The organism is Paracoccus sp. JM45 (assembly GCF_003590715.1).
In the GTDB taxonomy this organism is placed as follows: domain Bacteria; phylum Pseudomonadota; class Alphaproteobacteria; order Rhodobacterales; family Rhodobacteraceae; genus Paracoccus.
In genome coordinates this window covers 75606-90601 of record NZ_QQVY01000007.1, presented here as the reverse complement: position 1 = coordinate 90601, position 14996 = coordinate 75606, and the positions used below count along the sequence as shown (strand labels likewise).

The 14996-nt window shown below is 59.8% G+C and carries 15 protein-coding genes and 1 riboswitch; of the genes, 9 read left to right on the top strand and 6 right to left on the bottom strand.

The annotated features are described in order from the left end of the window. Positions 1 to 9 precede the first annotated feature (9 nt). The 6 genes from DWB67_RS11130 (at position 10) to DWB67_RS11110 (ending at position 6679) form a co-directional block, all read left to right on the top strand. Entirely contained in the window at positions 10 to 1506 is a 1497-nt protein-coding gene (locus DWB67_RS11130) for a tripartite tricarboxylate transporter permease (protein WP_220475117.1), read from the top strand. Between the two features lie 78 nt (positions 1507 to 1584). After that, positions 1585 to 1801: riboswitch (cobalamin riboswitch) on the top strand. A gap of 29 nt (positions 1802 to 1830) precedes the next feature. Then, positions 1831 to 1968, top strand: a complete 138-nt coding sequence (locus DWB67_RS18045) for a hypothetical protein (RefSeq protein ID WP_182911563.1) — start codon at positions 1831 to 1833, stop codon at positions 1966 to 1968. Then, positions 1968 to 2744, top strand: coding sequence for an ABC transporter ATP-binding protein (locus tag DWB67_RS11125; protein ID WP_182911562.1), 777 nt, complete (start codon positions 1968 to 1970; stop codon positions 2742 to 2744). The genes DWB67_RS18045 and DWB67_RS11125 overlap by 1 nt, the downstream gene beginning before the upstream one ends. A gap of 22 nt (positions 2745 to 2766) precedes the next feature. Then, positions 2767 to 3699: an ABC transporter substrate-binding protein gene (locus DWB67_RS11120; protein WP_119807615.1), complete on the top strand. Its 933-nt coding sequence runs from the start codon at positions 2767 to 2769 to the stop codon at positions 3697 to 3699. 3 nt (positions 3700 to 3702) lie between these two features. Beyond that, complete coding sequence (locus DWB67_RS11115) at positions 3703 to 4752, top strand: iron ABC transporter permease (RefSeq protein ID WP_119807614.1); 1050 nt, start codon at positions 3703 to 3705, stop codon at positions 4750 to 4752. 70 nt (positions 4753 to 4822) lie between these two features. After that, entirely contained in the window at positions 4823 to 6679 is a 1857-nt protein-coding gene (locus DWB67_RS11110) for a cation:proton antiporter (protein WP_119807613.1), read from the top strand. On the opposite strand, the gene DWB67_RS11105 is transcribed toward DWB67_RS11110, so the two are convergent. The 3 genes from DWB67_RS11105 to DWB67_RS11095 are packed head-to-tail and all read right to left on the bottom strand — an operon-like array spanning position 6666 to position 9614. Then, positions 6666 to 8147 carry a tripartite tricarboxylate transporter permease gene (locus DWB67_RS11105; RefSeq protein WP_119807612.1) on the bottom strand — a complete coding sequence of 494 codons (1482 nt, stop codon included), beginning with the start codon at positions 8145 to 8147 and terminating at the stop codon, positions 6666 to 6668. The two genes, DWB67_RS11110 and DWB67_RS11105, sit on opposite strands and share 14 nt — an antisense overlap. A gap of 1 nt (position 8148) precedes the next feature. Continuing rightward, the gene (locus DWB67_RS11100) at positions 8149 to 8595 is read right to left on the bottom strand and encodes a tripartite tricarboxylate transporter TctB family protein (protein ID WP_119807611.1); all 447 of its coding nucleotides are present in this window, start codon (positions 8593 to 8595) and stop codon (positions 8149 to 8151) included. Between the two features lie 32 nt (positions 8596 to 8627). Then, positions 8628 to 9614 carry a tripartite tricarboxylate transporter substrate binding protein gene (locus DWB67_RS11095; protein WP_119807610.1) on the bottom strand — a complete coding sequence of 329 codons (987 nt, stop codon included), beginning with the start codon at positions 9612 to 9614 and terminating at the stop codon, positions 8628 to 8630. A 181-nt stretch (positions 9615 to 9795) separates the two neighbouring features. On the opposite strand from DWB67_RS11095, the gene xylB reads away from it, so the two are divergent. After that, positions 9796 to 11247, top strand: a complete 1452-nt coding sequence (xylB, locus tag DWB67_RS11090; protein WP_119807609.1) for a xylulokinase — start codon at positions 9796 to 9798, stop codon at positions 11245 to 11247. Here the strand turns inward: xylB and DWB67_RS11085 are convergent. Next, complete coding sequence (locus tag DWB67_RS11085) at positions 11238 to 11855, bottom strand: LuxR family transcriptional regulator (protein WP_119807608.1); 618 nt, start codon at positions 11853 to 11855, stop codon at positions 11238 to 11240. The genes xylB and DWB67_RS11085 overlap by 10 nt on opposite strands. Positions 11856 to 11996: 141 nt before the next feature. Here DWB67_RS11085 and DWB67_RS11080 point away from each other — a divergent pair, with 141 nt between their 5' ends. Both DWB67_RS11080 and DWB67_RS11075 read left to right on the top strand, forming a co-directional pair. Beyond that, entirely contained in the window at positions 11997 to 12203 is a 207-nt protein-coding gene (locus DWB67_RS11080) for a hypothetical protein (RefSeq protein ID WP_119807607.1), read from the top strand. A 14-nt stretch (positions 12204 to 12217) separates the two neighbouring features. Continuing rightward, a complete protein-coding gene (locus DWB67_RS11075) occupies positions 12218 to 12835 on the top strand; it encodes an acyl-homoserine-lactone synthase (RefSeq protein WP_182911561.1) in 618 nt (205 codons plus the stop codon). On the opposite strand, the gene DWB67_RS11070 is transcribed toward DWB67_RS11075, so the two are convergent. Then, on the bottom strand, positions 12832 to 14346 hold the full coding sequence (locus DWB67_RS11070; RefSeq protein WP_119807605.1) for an ABC transporter permease: 1515 nt from the start codon (positions 14344 to 14346) through the stop codon (positions 12832 to 12834). The two genes, DWB67_RS11075 and DWB67_RS11070, sit on opposite strands and share 4 nt — an antisense overlap. Next, positions 14336 to 14995 carry an ATP-binding cassette domain-containing protein gene (locus tag DWB67_RS11065; RefSeq protein WP_119807604.1) on the bottom strand — a complete coding sequence of 220 codons (660 nt, stop codon included), beginning with the start codon at positions 14993 to 14995 and terminating at the stop codon, positions 14336 to 14338. The genes DWB67_RS11070 and DWB67_RS11065 overlap by 11 nt, the downstream gene beginning before the upstream one ends. Position 14996 lies beyond the last annotated feature (1 nt).

Here is a 14996-nt window from a genome sequence, read left to right as displayed (position 1 = left end):
TTTTGGGTTATGATGTCCGCCTTCTTCGACGTATTGGGTCAATACCTGAGCGATCCCGCGATGCTGGGGCTGGTGGCATTGGGCACGGTTCTGGGCCTTGTGCTGGGTGCAGTTCCCGGAATTTCCTCGACTATGGCGCTGGCAATTCTAATGCCTGTCACTTTCGGTATGGAACCTGACGCCGCAATTCTGCTGCTGATCTCTATTTTCATGTCCAGTGTTTACGGCGGGTCGATATCGGCAATCCTGATGAAGTTGCCGGGAACACCTGCATCTATATTCACGCAAGTTGACGGATATCCCATGACGCGACAGGGGCGTGCCGGTCAGGCGCTGACCTATGCCCTTGTAGCCTCGACAGTCGGAGGCTTGATCGGACTGGTCATTCTGGTGACATTGGCACCGGTTCTTGCAGGTTTTGCACGCAACTTCCGCAGTCCAGAGTTTGCGGCGGTTGCTCTGTTCGGCATTGTGATGCTGTCCTTCGCCTCGAACGGTTCGATCTTGATTGCAACTGTCGTTGGCCTGATCGGCGTGGTGCTGGGGGCGGTCGGGTTTGATTCACTGACCGATGCGCAGCGTCTGACCATGGGTGCGCCGATGCTGCAATCGGGTTTCAATCTGATCCCCGTCATCATCGGACTTTTCGGTCTAGGCGAGGTTCTGCAAAACCTTGTCGGCTTCGGACGCACACCCGCCGATACCCCGAAAATCGGCCAGATCTCTGTTCCGCTCCGTGACTTGCTGGGCCGGTGGAAAGTCATCGGACGCGGTTCGCTGATCGGAACCTTAATAGGCGCCATTCCTGCCGCCGGATCGGCGGTTGCGGTGTCGATTGCCTATGCGCAGGAACGCCGCCTGTCAAAAACACCCGAGGCTTTCGGCACCGGACATCCCGACGGTGTCGTCGCCCCCGAAGCCGCAAACAGCGCCAGCGTCGGGGGATCACTGATCCCCCTGATCTCTCTAGGTGTTCCCGGCGATACCATCACCGCCGTCCTGATGGGGGCATTGATGGTCCATGGCCTGACGCCCGGCCCGTTGCTGTTCGCCAAGGACCCCACCTTCGTCGCATGGATCTATGTCGCAGTTCTGATGGCGCTGGTGGCTACATTGGTCTTTGGATTGGGCATGATCCGCATCGCAGTGCTTGTGACCAGAATTCCCCCGCACTTGATGTATGTCTTCGTGACGCTGTTCTGTGTCATCGGGGCCTTCGCCATTCGCAACAACCTAAACGATATCTATGTGATGATCGGGTTCGGCATCATAGGTTTCAGCTTTGCGAAACTGGACCTGCCGGTGACGCCCTTGGCGTTCGGCCTGATCCTTGGTCCTATTCTTGAAGAGAACCTGCGTCGCAGCCTGATGATCAGCCGTGGATCATGGGAAATATTCCTGCAACGTCCCATTTCAGCGCTTTTACTATTGCTTTGTCTCGCGGTCGTTGTCCTGCCGTTGATTGCCCGATGGAAACGGCGGAAAGCTTGCCGATTCCGCCTTTAGGGTACAAATATCCGTGGATCGCCCCCCGCGCGTCCACCCTGCAGGACCAATCCGCCTTGACCCGCGACCGTGCCCCTGCCATTGGTCGCCAATGATGGTTCCCGGCCAAGCCACGCGCGGCCGGGTGAAAAGGGAATACGGTGAGGTGTAGCCAAAAGGCGCCGAATCCGTGACTGCCCCCGCAACTGTAAGCGGTGGGCTTTTTCCGACACCACTGCACTCCGTCGGGTGCGGGAAGGTGGAGAAAGCCACGACCCGCGAAGTCAGGAGACCTGCCATCGATGTCACAAACCACCGGGCGGGGTGTCCCGGAAGGAGCATTCGATGGTCTATACTTTATCCGGACATGCGGTCACGCTTGTCCCGCCAACATCGCACCCTACGGTAGTCAGCGCCGGTCGCCAGACCCTGATCGCGGGGCAAGCAAGGGTGTCGCTGCAAGACGTCAAGAACGTCGCGTGATGCCGGATGCGGTCGAATTGTCGAATGTCAGTTGGGGGCCTGCACGTCGGCCCGATATCTTGTCGGATATCAGCTTTCGCGTGCCGCAAGGCCAGATTATGGCGATCTGCGGCGCGAATGGCGCTGGTAAAACCTCGCTTTTGCGGCTGATCTATCGCCACCACAAGCCGCGGCTGGGTTCTGTCCGTGTTATGGGGCACGACCTACAGAATATCACCGCAAACCAGATCGCCCGCAATCTGGCGGCGGTTTTGCAAGAACACCCCTCCGATTTTGCACTAACAGCCCGTCAGATCATTAGCCTTGGCCGATTGCCGCACCGGACGGGCTGGGTTTCTGGCCTGTCGTCGCCCGCGGGCGGGGATGCCCAGATCATTGAAGCCGCAATCTTGCGGATGGATCTGGTCGGCATGGCAGACCGCGCCTATGACACTTTATCAGGTGGTGAACGTCAGCGGGTGATGGTGGCCCGTGCCATTGTTCAACAGCCCCGTGTCATCGTGCTGGACGAACCGACAAACCACCTTGATATCCGCCACCAACTGGAACTGCTGGAATTGCTGCCTGGGTTGGGGCTGACAGTGATCACCACATTGCATGACCTGACACTGGCCGCGAATTTCGCCGAACGCATTCTGGTGCTGGGCCAAGGCCGTATCGTTGCTGATGGCCCACCCGAACTGGCCCTGACCGAAGATACATTGGCGCAGGCGTTTCAAGTCAAAGCAAAAATTGATCGCAGCGGTGATGCACCGCGCTTTTCCTTCCACCTGTGATGCCTGTCGAAAAGGACCACCGATGATCCGTCTTGCCATAGCTGCATTCCTGCTGTCCGCCGGTGCGGCATCCGCTTATCCCGTCACGGTGCAAAGCTGCAACCGGCAGGTGACCTTCGATGCCGCGCCCCGTCGTGCCATTTCGAACGATGTCAACCTGACCGAAATGATGCTGGTATTGGGCCTGCGTGACAGGATGGTCGGCTATACCGGCATATCGGGGTGGAAAACTCTGGATCCCGTCATGCGGCGCGGCATTGCGGAACTGCCCGAACTTTCCGCCAAATATCCCACCAAAGAGGTTCTGGCCGCGGTCGAGCCGGACTTCTTTTTCGCCGGTTGGAATTACGGCATGAAAGTCGGTGGAGAGGTAACGCCCGAAACCTTGGCCCCCTTCGGCATTCAGGTCTACGAGCTGACCGAAAGCTGCGTCCATCTGGGTCCACGCCCGCGATCAAGCATGGATGATATGTATACCGACATCCTGAATCTGGGCCGCATCTTCGATGTCGAAGATCGCGCCACGGCGCTGGTGGCAGACTGGAAAACCCGTCTGGATGATTTGACCCGTGATATCGACCATAATGCGCCACTTCGGGTTTTCGTCTATGACAGCGGCGAGGAAGCCCCCTTTACCGCCGGTGCCAGTGCCATGCCCACCGCCCTGATCGAGGCTGCAGGTGGTCGCAACATCATGGACGATCTTGAAAAGAACTGGGCCGAAATCAGCTGGGAACCGGTCATCGACCGCAATCCGCAAGTGATTGTCATCGTCAATTACGGTGATGTCACAGCACAGCAAAAGATCGATTTCATGAAAACGAATCCGGCGTTTTCCAGCATTGACGCGGTGCGTAACGATCGCTTCGTCGTGTTGGAATATGTCGAGGCGACACCCGGCCCCCGCAATATCAACGCGGTCGAAAAGCTGGTCGCAGCGTTTCGGGACAACTAGGACATGACCGACAGCACCGCCACCATCATCCGCGCCCAATGGATCGGCCTGCGCTTTGGTCTTGGGGCCATTCTGGCGGCGTTATTGTTGTTGGCGGTCTGTTTTGCAGTGTCGGTCGGGGCGGTTCCGCTGCCCCTTTCGACAGTTTGGGCTGTCATATTGGACCGGATGTTACCGGGCATAAACGCGCCCGATGTCAGTACCGGCATGGCCAATATCATCTGGCAGATCCGCTTGCCGCGCGTCATCCTTGCAGGGCTGGTGGGTGCGGGCTTGGGTATGGTCGGCGCGGCCCTGCAATCGGTGACGCGCAATCCATTGGCCGATCCGCATCTGCTGGGCATCTCGTCAGGCGGAGCATTTGGCGCCATTGCAGCCCTGTTGCATACTGGAATGTTTATCGGGGCAATGACGGTTCCCCTTATGGCCTTTAGTGGAGCGCTGATTGCAACGCTTCTGGTTTTGGGGGTCGCCCGCATTTCGGGGGCCACCAGCGCGGACCGGTTGGTCCTGACCGGTGTTGCAGTCAGCTTTATCATCATGGCCTGTGCCAATATTCTTATTTTTCTGGGCGATCCCAAAGCCACGCATACCGTGGTCTTCTGGATGTTGGGCGGCTTGGGATTGGCGCAATGGTCACATCTGTTGTGGCCTCTGGCCGTTCTTCTACCCTGCGGCCTGTGGCTGTGGGCGCAAGCCGGTCGCCTGAACGCCATGAGCCTTGGCGACGAAACCGCCGCCAGTCTGGGGATAGAGGTCGGCCGCTTCCGCCTGACCGTTTTTGTGGTCGCCGCCTTGATCACAGGCGTGATGGTCGCGTTTTCAGGGCTGATCGGTTTTGTCGGGCTGATCATGCCGCATCTGGTCCGGCTGGTCGTCGGCGGTGACAACCTCCGTGTGCTGCCCGCATCCGGGTGGAGCGGCGCAGTCTTCCTGATCTGTGCCGATGCCCTTGCCCGCATCGTCATGGCCCCCGAGGATGTGCCGATGGGCGTCATTACCGGCCTGTGCGGCGGACTGTTCTTCATCTGGATGATGGCGCGCCGACGTTAGACCGTGGCAATGGGCGATAAAAATTGCGATGGTCAGGAAACCCTTGCCATTCGATGTGAAAGCCTAGCCCATGACGGACGTCCTGCTTCTGGTATTCCTGTTTCTGATCGCGGGGGTCATTGCTGTCCCCATTGCATCGCGTCTGGGTCTGGGATCGGTGTTGGGATATCTGATCGCGGGGATCGTCCTAAGCCCTATCCTGACATTGCTGCATGTCGATGTTCTGTCCATCCAGCATTTCGCCGAATTCGGTGTGGTAATGATGCTGTTCCTTGTCGGATTGGAGCTTGAACCCAAACTGTTGTGGGATACGCGGATGCAGCTTCTGGGGTTGGGCGGCTTGCAGGTCACCCTCAGTGCGGCATTGATTGCGGGCGGCGGCATTGCATTCGGCTTAAGTTGGCAAATGTCATTGGCAATCGGCCTGATCTTCGCGCTTTCCTCGACCGCGATTGTCCTTCAGACGCTAAGTGAAAAGGGGCTGATGAAAAGCGACGGCGGGCAGGCCGGCTTTTCCGTACTGCTGTTTCAGGACATCGCCGTCATTCCGATGCTGGCATTCCTGCCTTTGCTGGCCATGTCCGGCACCAGCGATACTGCATCCGGCAGCCACGACGCGTCATTATCACTGGTTCAAGGGCTTGAGGGGTGGCAGACGGGGTTGGTCACCTTGCTGGCCATCGGGTTGGTGATCGCAGGTGGGACCTATCTGACACGCCCCGCCTTCCGCTTTATCGCCCAAGCCAACCTGCGCGAGATTTTCATCGCCGCAGCCCTGACCTTCGTGATCGGCACCGCACTTTTGATGACATTGGTCGGCTTGTCGGCTGCCCTTGGCACCTTCCTTGCGGGGGTGGTGCTAGCCAACAGCGAATACAAGCATGAACTGGAAAGCGATATCGATCCTTTCCGCGGCCTGCTGCTGGGGTTGTTTTTCATGACCGTCGGTGCGGCGATCGACTTCAATTTGCTGGCCTCCGAACCGCTGGTAATCATCGGACTTGCCTTTGGCGTAATGGCCATCAAGGCGGCGGTGCTACTGTCTTTAGCGCGGACATTCGGGATTGGCGACGAACAGGGCTGGCTGTTCGGCATTGCATTGGCCCAAGCTGGTGAATTCGGATTTGTACTGATTTCTTTTGCGACGGCAACCTCGGTTTTGCCTGACAGTATCGCCCCGCGACTGACTTTGGTCGTGACGCTGTCGATGATGCTGACGCCGCTGCTGTTCATCCTGTATGACCGGATGATCCTGCCGCGATACCGCTTTGCCGAACCTGCCAAGGCGGACACGATCACCGCTCCAAGCCGTATCATCATCGCCGGTCATGGCCGCTTTGGCGGCATAATCAACCGCATGCTGTTAAGCCAGGGGCATGAAACGACCGTGCTGGACCATTCCTCGGCCCAGCTGGAGGTTTTGCGTGCTTTCGGTGTCCGTGCGTTTTATGGCGATGCCACGCGCCCGGACCTGTTGAAGGCCGCAGGGCTGGAAACCGCCACCGTTCTGGTGATCGCCATCGACAATCGCCATCAGGCGACCGAACTGGTGCGCTATGTCACGCAAAACTATCCGCATGTGCATATCACCGCCCGCGCCCGTGACCAGAACCATGTCTATGAACTGTGGTCAGCAGGATGTCGGGATGTCATCCGCGAGACATTCGACAGCGCCGTCCGCGCAGGGCGTTCCGTATACGAGGCGCTTGGCGTTCCAGCCGATCAGGCCGAACGTCTGACACAAGAGTTTGAGGTCCATAACCGCCGGACATTACGCGAACTGGCCGATCTGCATGATCCGGCCATTCCGCCGCATCAGAACGCGGCCTATCTGAAACGTGCCCGCGAATTGATGGATGAACAAAGCGAACAGTTGCGGACAAGGGGCGGAACCGTTGCCGATCAGGAACCCGCTAGCGGGTCCTGATCCGTTTGACCAGCGGCACGGCAAGCAACAGTACAGTGGCAATCACGAAACCGCAGGCGATGGGGCGTTCGATAAAGATCATCGCATCGCCACGCGATATCAGCAGGGCACGACGCATATTCGTTTCGATCAGCGGACCAAGAACGAAGCCCAGCAACAATAGCGCCGGACTAAAGGCTGCGACAGCCAAGGCATAGCCGATGGCACCGATCCCCGCGACCATGACAATATCGAATGTCGCGCCGCGCACCGAATAGACGCCCAGACAGACAAAAACGATAATCGCCGGATAAAGCCAGCGGAACGGGATACGCAGCATCGAAACCCATATGCCGATCAACGGCAGGTTCAGGATCAGCAAAAATAGGTTGCCGATCCCGAAGCTGACCACCAGACCCCAGAACATATTGGGATGGTCCTGCAACATCATCGGGCCGGGCTGGATGCCATGGATGACCAATGCACCCAGCATTAGCGCCATGATCGGATCACCCGGAATTCCCAAAGTCAGTGTCGGCACAAAAGCCGTAATAGATGCCGAGTTATTTGCAGATTCCGGCCCTGCAATTCCCTCGATTGCGCCATGGCCGAACCGTTCCGGATTGCGCGAGACTTTGCGTTCCAAAGCATAGCTCAGAAAGGATGATATCGTCGATCCCGTCCCAGGCAGCGCGCCGAAAAAACTGCCTAGCAAGGTGCCGCGGGTGATCGGGGCGAACAGGTGGCGGACATCGTCGCGGGTCGGGATCAACTGCCGCAGCGATACCTTGGCCGGTGGGCCGTGGCGTTCGGCCTTGCGGATGTTGCCGATCACCTCGGCCAGACCGAACAGACCCATGGCCAATGCAACAAGGTTGATGCCATCCAGCAGTTGCACCTGCCCGAACGTAAAGCGTTGGACGCCGGAATTCACATCCGTCCCGACGCAGCCCAGAATGACGCCCAGAACCACCATCGCCAGCGCCTTGGCCGGACGCCCCGTGCCAACGGTCGATGCGGCCACCAGCCCCATGACCATCATCGCCGTATATTCGGCTGCACCAAAGCTGGTCGCCAAGTCCGACAACCACCCTGCCAGCATCACAAGGATGACGATCCCCAGCATCGACCCCGCGAATGACGATATCATTGCGGTAAACAGCGCCACCCCTGCGCGCCCTTGCTGCGCCATGGGATAGCCGTCCAGGGTCGTGACTGCCGATTGCGGCGTGCCGGGCAATCGCAGCAGGATCGAGGCGACGGCCCCGCCATATTGCGCCCCGTAATAGACCGCCGCCAGCATCACCAACGCCGCTTGGGAGGAGATGTAATAGGTGATCGGCAGCAACAGCGTAATGGCCGCCATGGCACCGATCCCCGGCAACACGCCGACCAGCGTCCCCAAAAGCGCGCCAAACAGGCTGTAGATCAGGACCGAGGGGTCAAGGGCGACATTCAGTCCCTGTGCAAGACCTTCAAGCGTCGTCATCTCAATACCCCTGCGGCCAGACTGGAATGGACATATCCAGTCCTAGAACAAACAGCACCCAGACCAGTGCGGTGACAACGACCGTCAGAACCAGACGCCACAAGATGCCTTTGCGCGGTGCCACCGAACTGGCCACCAGCACGGTGATTGCGGTGGACCCCATCAGGCCAAGCCGGTTCAGCAACAGACCGAACAACAGCAACGATCCGATGACGCCGATAGTCTCGGGCCACGCGAAGGCTCGCGCCTCGGTCGTGCGACCGAAAGCGGGGACGGCAATGATGGTTCCCAGTCCGGCAAGCCCGATCCCCAGCAGCACGGGGAAAAACCCCGGCCCCATCCGGCGCAGGCTGCCAAAGTCGTAATGCGCGACAGCATAAGCCGCCACGCCAAGGCCCAGCAGGGCCAGAATACCGCCCCATATCAAATCGTAATAGTCGCGCTGCATGGGTCGCCCTTGCCGTTATGCTTTGGAAAGGATCAGTTGCCCTGATCAATCGCGTCGATGACGCCGCCCCACATGGCGGTGTCCTGCGTGATGCGATCGGCCAGATCACTTGGCGTGCCCGGTTGGACCTGCCAACCCATGGCAAGCATCTTTTCCTGCACCTCGGGGGTGTTCAGAATTGTGTCCAGCTCGGTATGCAGGCGGGTAATGATAGCAGGATCCGTGCCTGCAGGGGCAAAGAGGGCGTTCCACAGCTCGGCTCGGAAATCATCGGGCAGGCCAGCATGACCGGCCAGCACCGGCACATCAGGCACCTGCGCGAAAGGCTCAAGCGAGGTGATGCCCAGCATCTTCATCGTGCCCGCCTGTACATGCGGCAGTGCAGCCGAGGGTGCCATGAACCCGCTGTCAATCTCTCCGCCAAGGATAGAGGTGGTCACTTCGGCATAGCTCTGGAAAGGGATATGGAACAGCTGGACATCAGCGGCGTCCGAAAACAGTTCGGCGGTCAGATGTGCCCCCGACCCTGCCCCGACCGAACCATAGCTGATCGCCTCGGGCTCGTCGCGGGCGGCGGCGATGAATTCATCTGCTGTCGCGGCTTCGAATTCCGATGAAACAGCCAGAACCAGCGGACTGGTCGCGATCAGGCCAATGGGCGCGATGTCGGTGGCCGGATCATAGCCCAGATCCTTGATCAGGCGGGGCGCGGTGGTCATGGGGCCGTTGATATTGATCCCGAAGTTATATCCGTCAGCGCCTTTGGCCAGCATCTGCTGCACGCCGATCACGCCACCTGCACCCGGTTTGTTTTCCACAACCACCGGCTGGCCAAGCGCGTCAGCCAAGGGATCGGCGACCAGTCGCGCGATGGTGTCGGGGGACGAACCGGCAGGGAAGCCAACGAAGACATGCAACGGCTGGCTGGGCCAATCCTGCGCCATGGCGGCGGTTGACATCAGCACGCCCGCGACCAGACTGGTTGCCATCAAATGCGGACGAAGATTGCGTCGGATCATGGAAATGCCCCTCCCAAGGTAAAATGATGCTGCTTGTTGGGCTTTTCGGCGGCCAAGGTCAATGCCACCGTGATATTTTGCCCAATGCGAACAATAACCTGAGATGACCGGACGTTCACAGTTTGACGCGCCCGCATCGCTGCGTCACAAACAGCACGCAGTCAGTCGGGGGAATAACGACATGAGCTATCTTGGCATCGATCTGGGAACATCCGGTCTGCGCGCGCTATTGGTCAATCAGGACGGACAGCCCCTGGCCTCGACCGAGCGTCACTATTCCGCGCGCAACCCCCATGCCGGTTGGTCCGAACAGGACCCCGCCGACTGGATCACCGCGTTTCGCGGTGCGGTCGATGAATTGCGTGCAAACCACCCTGAATTTGCCGATCTGCGCGGTATCGCAGTTGCCGGTCATATGCATGGTGCGACGGCGCTGGACGCCGATAACAATGTCATCCGTCCCTGCATCTTGTGGAATGACACCCGCAGTCACGCACAAGCGGCAAGACTGGATGCACAGCCGCAGTTTCGCGCCAAGACAGGCAATATCGTTTTTCCCGGCTTCACCGCCCCGAAGCTGGACTGGATGGCCGAACATGAACCCGATCTGCGTGCCAAAGTCGCACGGGTGCTGCTGCCTGCTGCCTATCTGAACCTGTGGCTGACGGGCGAACATGTCGGCGATCTTTCGGACGCATCGGGAACCGGTTGGCTGGACGTCGGCGCTCGCGATTGGGCCGATGATCTGCTGGCCGAAACCGGACTTGGACGCGACGATATGCCGGAACTGGTCGAAGGCTGTGCACCCGCTGGCCAGCTGCGTCACGATCTGGCCCGCGAATGGGGGCTGCGCGGGCCGGTGACGGTTGCCGGCGGCGCGGGTGATAACGCAGCCGCGGCTTGCGGCATCGGCGCCATGACCGAAGGCGCAGGCTTTGTATCGCTGGGAACCTCGGGCGTATTGTTGATGGCAAGGGACGGTTATCGCCCCGCGCCCGAAACCGCTTTGCACAGCTTTTGCCATGCCGTGCCGGACACATGGTACCAGATGGGGGTCATGTTGTCGGCCACCGACAGCCTGAACTGGCTGGCACGTATTACGAGCGCGACACCAGCCGAATTGACAGCCGATCTGGGCGATCTTAGGGCCCCTGCTAACGTCAGGTTCCTGCCCTATCTGTCGGGTGAACGGACCCCCCATAATGATCCCGCAATCCGTGGCAGCTTTACGGGGCTTGCGCTTGCGACCGATCGCGACGACATGACCCGCGCCGTGCTGGAAGGGGTCGCATTCGGGTTGCGTGACAGCCTTACCGCGCTGCGTGGCACCGGTGCCCGTCCCGAAAGCCTGATGGCCATCGGCGGTGGCGCGCGATCCCGCTATTGGTTGCAGGTGATCGCCACCGCGCTTGATATCACGCTCGATCTGCCGGCGCAGGGTGAATTCGGGGCTGCCCTTGGTGCTGCAAGACTGGCGATGGTCGCCTCAGGGGCAGGCAGCATCCCCGAGGTGATGACGCCGCCCGACATAACAGACCGCATTAGCCCCGATGCAAAGCTACGCGATGCCTTCGATCTGGCCTATGAAGGGTTCAGGGACGCATATCCTGCTATCAGGACCGCTCAGAGGTAATTTCGCGCCACTGCAATCGCCACGGCCTGGGTGCGGCTTTTCGCACCCAGCTTGGCGCAGGCTTTAACCGCCCGCTGCTTGACGGTCGATTCAGCAATGCCAAGATTGGTCGCCGTATCCTGCTGCCCCTGACCGTCGCGGAAACACCGCAGGACGTCCAGCTCGGCCGCGGTCAATGCCGCACGGTTCAACACCATATCCGTCCACAGGTTGAACTTGGCAGTGCAGCGGGCGATTTCCTCATCCGTGAATTCACGGTCGGGATGGGACAATGTCAGAAATGACCGCTTGCCGGCAACCTTCCGCGATATCGCCAGACCATAGTTCAGCTTGAACTTTTTTGCCGCCGACATCACGCCACGCAAATCGGGAATGCGGACATCCGACCAGCGGTCGGCGCCATCATGCGTCATGGTCCACATAGCGATCGGATCACCGAAAAAATAGTTGCGATCCTCGTATATCTTCCGCCAGGCTTCGGGATAGGCGTTATACAGATGCTCGGGCCCACGATAGGTCAGGTTGAAACCCATGATCCAGCCTGTCGGGGCCAGCGCATGCATCTGGGCGATTTCATCGTCGAAATTCGGTATCAGGTCGTTCAGCATGTCGCGCCTATTTTACGTGGCCTGCAAGATATGCCTTTTCGGACATACTGAAAAGGCAGTTCGTGCAGTTTTCGCAAGACAGCAAACCATTTGACCCGCAACCTCCGCAGCACTCATCCCGCTTACAGGAGAATTGCGATCATGAGGCATATCAAAGAACCGAAACTGGCCACGGCAGAATTCAGCCGCGACATGGTGGAAACCATGCTGACGTATTTTGATGCCTATGCTGACGAAGGCGTGCTGGAGGTCGAGGTGACCTCTTGGGGGTTGTGGCTTCCCAATAAAGTCACAGGCGGTCGCCAATTCCTTGGACTGGCAAAACTTCCCGACGGCGTTCGTCAGTAAAAAGGATCATGGATATGAAACGCACCCCCGCAGACGACATCACCATCGAACTGATCTGCCTGCCCCGCGATATGGCACGGTTCAATCTGGTTACCAGCTTTTTCAAGCTGCGTAAGCAGATCTTCGTGGACCGGATGGCCTGGCCTCTGCACCACGCAGAAGGGATCGAATTCGAACAATATGATACCTTCGACACGGTCTATGTCATCGCCCATCGCGACGGTCAGGCCGTCGGTGGCGCACGCTTGAAGCGTACGGACAAATTCTTTGGCGATGGAAAGGTCGTTTATTCCTATATGATCCGTGACGCGCATCTGGGTCTGTTGCCCGGCATGCCGACGAACCTGTGCCATGAAGATCCCCCCGTTGATGCCGGCGCGTGGGAATTGACACGCTTTGCTGCGTTGCCGTTGCCGGGGTTGGCCGAAAGCATTCTGGAAGCCGCCAACAGCCATTTGCATCAGGTCGGGGCAAGCGATTGCCTGTTTTTGGGACCGCCCGCCTTTTTGCGGATGGCAGCGCGCCTTGGCTGGACGCCGCGGCCGATGGGGGATCTGGTGTCGAACGACGACGGCAAGTTCCTTGCCTTTTCCTGCGCCGTTCGCGGACCATCAATGGCCCTGAGCGCCTAACATCCTGTTGCCTGCCGGGCCTGTTGGCCCGGCAGGGCATTGGTTTGACGCAACTGGCCCGCACCGATGCGGGCCCGAATGCCCCGCGACAAGGCATCGATCAGGATCGTCACCAGCGCGGTGGCGATAAGGATGCAGATTGCGCGATCCATCCGCAGCGCGACAATCGCGTCATCCAGATAGAAGCCAAGGGTCGCAATTCCCAGCAGACCCAGAATGGCGCTTTCACGGATGATAATTTCCCACCGGTAAAGACACAGTGCGACGAAGCTGCCGAACAGACGCGGCACCACCTCCCACCCCCAAAGGGTCAGGCCGCGGGGCGCATCGGCACGCAGCGTCAGGTCACGCGCCTGCCGGCCAAGCAGATGTGCAATGATCGCGCCGTTATGCAAACCAAGCGCCAGAATGGCAGGCAGCATCGACGGGCCAAAGACCTGCAAGAACAGATAGGCCAGCATATATTCGGGAAACGACCGCAGCACGACCAGCACCATATGTCCGGCCCACGTGCCGACCCGTCCGGTGATGCGCGGCACGATCAGCACCTGCCCGAAAAACGCGACCACCCCTGCAAGGATCAGCGCCAGTTGGGCCACGACCAGCGTGGCCCCTAGACCCGGCAGGATAGAGGAGGTTGTCAAATCCCAAAGCCACGGCCACAGCGCGGCCGGATCACCCTGACGCAAGGGGGCCGGAATGATGTCTTGTGTGATGAACCGCCAGAAGGCCCCCGACCCCATGGGGGGTGACGTCACCTGCGTCAGCACGGCAACCGACGCAGCCAGCCAGACCAGCGCCAGCCGCGGACGCATCCACAGCCGCACCGTTGCGATCAGCGCGATATAGATCGCCATTACCGCCCCTGCCGCGCCGTAATCGCCCTGTTTGAAAAAACTGTCCAGCTGATAGCCAAGCGTCGGAAGTCCCACGAACCCCAACACAGCCGAGGATCGAAGCCCGCATTCCAACCGGTACAACGCATAACTCAGCATTTGCGGCACAGCCAAAGGCGCGCGTGCCCACAGGAACCGTGTCAGCGGATCAACACCTTTGCCCAGCCATGTGGCGGGGCGGGGGTCGGCTTCTTCAAGAATTTCGGACAGGACTTTGGCAAAGATACCGGCGTAGGGCAGCGCAATTGCCAGCAGGCCTGACCAGACGCTGATCCCGAAAACCTGCAACAGCAACAGCGCCCAGAACAGTTCATGCACGGATCGCAGGGCAATCGCCAGCCAGCGGACAGGCCCCCAGCGATAGAAGGGCGCCAGTGCCAGCCCTGCCGCCCCGCCAAGTGCGACACCGGCAATGGCAAATGCGATTGTCAGGGCGACGGCCCAGACGATCTGTTCGACCGCTCCGAAATCGGGCGTCATGAAACCACGCGCCATCCGGCCCAGTTCGGCCCAAGGATCATGGCCTGCGGTTGCCAGATCGGCCATCGGCAGACAGATCAGCGCGGCGCAGAAAAACAGCCCGACTACTGCAAGGCGCGACAGCTTAGCGGGCATATAACGCCTCGGTCCGTGCGGGGTCCATGTCATCGGCGGGCAGATCGAACAGGATCGCCCCGTCTTTCAAGCCGATAATCCGCGTCGCAAAGGCACGGGCCACGGCGACGTCATGCAAGGCCAGAATGGCGGTTGGAAAAGCTTCGCGGATCTGGGTGGCAAGGGCTTGCGCCTGACGCGGGTCGACTGCCGACAAAGGCTCGTCCCCGACGATCACGTCGCCCGCGCGGTGGAAGGCACGGGCAAGGGCAACGCGCTGCTGCTGGCCGCCCGACATCGCCTCGACCGCGCGGTCGGCGTGTTCGGCCAGCCCCACGCGGTAAAGATCGGCCATAGCCGCATCACGGTCCATCCGCGACGGGCGGATCAGGGTCCGAAGATTGTGCAAGGCCCCGTGGTCATCCAGCCGGCCCATCAGAACGTTCCGCAATGCCGACAGTTGCGGCACCAGCGCGTGATCCTGCGGGACAAGTGCGACACGCAGATCGCGGGCCAGCAAGGCGCCGCGTAAGGCCGCAAGCAGGGTCGATTTTCCCGACCCGCTGCGCCCCAGCAAGGCAACCCGCTGGCCGGGTGTCACGGCAAGGCGCAAATCCCGCAAAACAGGTGCATCGCCATACCCCAGATCAACCCCGTCCAGCAGTTGCATG

Bases quoted from the DNA above. Each gene is read 5' to 3' on its own strand.
- DWB67_RS11120 (WP_119807615.1), top strand. From the start codon at position 2,767: ATGATCCGTCTTGCCATAGCTGCATTCCTGCTGTCCGCCGGTGCGGCA.
- DWB67_RS11110 (WP_119807613.1), top strand. From the start codon at position 4,823: ATGACGGACGTCCTGCTTCTGGTATTCCTGTTTCTGATCGCGGGGGTC.
- xylB (WP_119807609.1), top strand. From the start codon at position 9,796: ATGAGCTATCTTGGCATCGATCTGGGAACATCCGGTCTGCGCGCGCTA.
- DWB67_RS11095 (WP_119807610.1), bottom strand. From the start codon at position 9,614: ATGATCCGACGCAATCTTCGTCCGCATTTGATGGCAACCAGTCTGGTC.
- DWB67_RS11115 (WP_119807614.1), top strand. From the start codon at position 3,703: ATGACCGACAGCACCGCCACCATCATCCGCGCCCAATGGATCGGCCTG.
- DWB67_RS11105 (WP_119807612.1), bottom strand. From the start codon at position 8,147: ATGACGACGCTTGAAGGTCTTGCACAGGGACTGAATGTCGCCCTTGAC.
- DWB67_RS11080 (WP_119807607.1), top strand. From the start codon at position 11,997: ATGAGGCATATCAAAGAACCGAAACTGGCCACGGCAGAATTCAGCCGC.
- DWB67_RS11075 (WP_182911561.1), top strand. From the start codon at position 12,218: ATGAAACGCACCCCCGCAGACGACATCACCATCGAACTGATCTGCCTG.
- DWB67_RS11085 (WP_119807608.1), bottom strand. From the start codon at position 11,855: ATGCTGAACGACCTGATACCGAATTTCGACGATGAAATCGCCCAGATG.
- DWB67_RS18045 (WP_182911563.1), top strand. From the start codon at position 1,831: ATGGTCTATACTTTATCCGGACATGCGGTCACGCTTGTCCCGCCAACA.
- DWB67_RS11065 (WP_119807604.1), bottom strand. From the start codon at position 14,995: ATGCAACTGCTGGACGGGGTTGATCTGGGGTATGGCGATGCACCTGTT.
- DWB67_RS11070 (WP_119807605.1), bottom strand. From the start codon at position 14,346: ATGCCCGCTAAGCTGTCGCGCCTTGCAGTAGTCGGGCTGTTTTTCTGC.
- DWB67_RS11100 (WP_119807611.1), bottom strand. From the start codon at position 8,595: ATGCAGCGCGACTATTACGATTTGATATGGGGCGGTATTCTGGCCCTG.
- DWB67_RS11125 (WP_182911562.1), top strand. From the start codon at position 1,968: ATGCCGGATGCGGTCGAATTGTCGAATGTCAGTTGGGGGCCTGCACGT.
- DWB67_RS11130 (WP_220475117.1), top strand. From the start codon at position 10: ATGATGTCCGCCTTCTTCGACGTATTGGGTCAATACCTGAGCGATCCC.